Below are 1,649 nucleotides of genomic sequence, written 5' to 3'. Positions count from 1 at the left end.
GTGGATTACAGTCCGTCGTGCTGGATATTTTCAGCAGCGTGGGGAAGTGGTCATCCCGCCTGGCTCAAACTCGGAGAGCGTCGGTTCTAACGGCGGGCTCGACAAGGGGGCGGCATGAAAGGACTAGGGTTTCTCGCCCTCGGCCTGTTGCGACAGCTCCGTCAGCGAGACGCCCTTGCGGCCCCAGTTGTCGGTAGCGACCTCATCGATCACGACGAAGACGAATTCCGGGTTCCGTCCCAACTCTTCGACCAGCACATCAGTCATTCGTTTGATGACAGCTTCTTCTGATCGACCGAGGCAACGCCCTTGGCGATCTCAACGCGAACGATGGGCATGCCAATCCTCCCCAATCCTCGACATGAGAACTTCCCCCAAGCGCTCGCAAAGGGCAAGACGGCATAGAAATCCGCAGGCACTTCCTGCGCAGGTCAGCTATTGTCCGGCAATCGCAAGCCGCCGCCCATCTCTACGCCGCGCTTCCGGAGTTCGAGAAGCAAGCTCAGATCCTTCGGCGGCTTGTTAGTGACAACCTCGACTTTTTCCAGATTTGGCAATGCGAGCAGAGGGCTGAAGTCCGTCACTTTCGGGCAATAGAAAATCTTCAAATGTTTCAAAAATGGCCACTTCTCAAGGAACGCGATAGTGGAGAGCCCCGACAAGTTATGAAGCCAGGCTGTCGTGATATTTGGATTATCTGACATCAGGTTTACAGTTTCGATCTTTGTGTCGGCGATCTGGATGGAACAAATGCTGCCACAACTGTTCACGACCTCCTCATCATAGCCGATGATCCCCAGATGTTCCAACGAGGCGTTGTCGCCGATGAACGCGCGAAGCTTGCCACTGCCATCGGCCCGGGCTGACAGGAAGCGCAAAGACGGAAAATCGACTCGCGTGAAATAGATCGGATGCTTGTCGAGCCAAATATAGTCCAGCCTACAGGGCGGCCCGTCATAGGATTTGCAGCTCGACTTGGTGCCGAACATCGAAAAGCCGAAAGCGATCTCGGGAAAAAGGGTGCTAAGTTCAGCGCTGAGCTCGCCTTCAAAATTGATATAGTTCAGCCCGAATTGCTTGAATCTCTCAACCCAGGACGCGACACGGCTCTTGTCTCTAACCCTGAACTGCACGTTGGCATTTTGGTGATGGTATTGCTCTGCTTCCTCTTCGCCATAAAAGGCAAGCCTTGACGAGGGGTCCCAGCCCGGCGGTGGGCCGATATAGACGAGCTCACTAGCCGCGGGCACCTTAAGCATTCTCCGAAACCTCCTATCCTTGTGGGACCGTTACCAGATCAGCCCGTTTCCACACAGCCTCCACCCTCTCGCGGCATTCGGAATTTTTGCTGATGGGCAAGGCACCGGCGACCTACCGCGAGCCGGAAGGACCGGTTCGTGGGAGGGTACCATGCGTTAGATTCTATCCACTAGCAGCCGATCACGCGACAACAGCGTGATGTCGCTCCCGAGGAGCTGTTTGTAACCCATTTTGCTAGTCATTTTTGGCATGGCTGCAGAAAAGCATATTGGCCTGCAGGCGGCAATCAGGACGGCGGACGGACGAGGCTAAGGCTGGAAAAGCTCCAATTCTTTGAGCCATTTGTCGAGTAGGGCCGTGGAAAACCTCTGGAACAGCCACTCGAACGT

At 55.2% G+C, this 1,649-nt stretch carries 2 protein-coding genes; both read right to left on the bottom strand.

Features of this window, described 5'->3' with window-relative positions; all coding sequences use genetic code 11:
• Positions 1-123: 123 nt before the first annotated feature.
• Positions 124-276, bottom strand: coding sequence for a tautomerase family protein (locus G6N74_RS30400; protein ID WP_312857956.1), 153 nt, complete (start codon positions 274-276; stop codon positions 124-126).
• A 155-nt stretch (positions 277-431) separates the two neighbouring features.
• Positions 432-1,259, bottom strand: a complete 828-nt coding sequence (locus G6N74_RS30395) for a hypothetical protein (RefSeq protein ID WP_165121722.1) — start codon at positions 1,257-1,259, stop codon at positions 432-434.
• Positions 1,260-1,649: the final 390 nt, after the last annotated feature.

Source organism: Mesorhizobium zhangyense (assembly GCF_011045115.1).
In the GTDB taxonomy this organism is placed as follows: domain Bacteria; phylum Pseudomonadota; class Alphaproteobacteria; order Rhizobiales; family Rhizobiaceae; genus Mesorhizobium_M; species Mesorhizobium_M zhangyense.
Note: the sequence above shows the minus strand (reverse complement) of the source record. Positions and strands in the feature narration are given on the sequence as shown.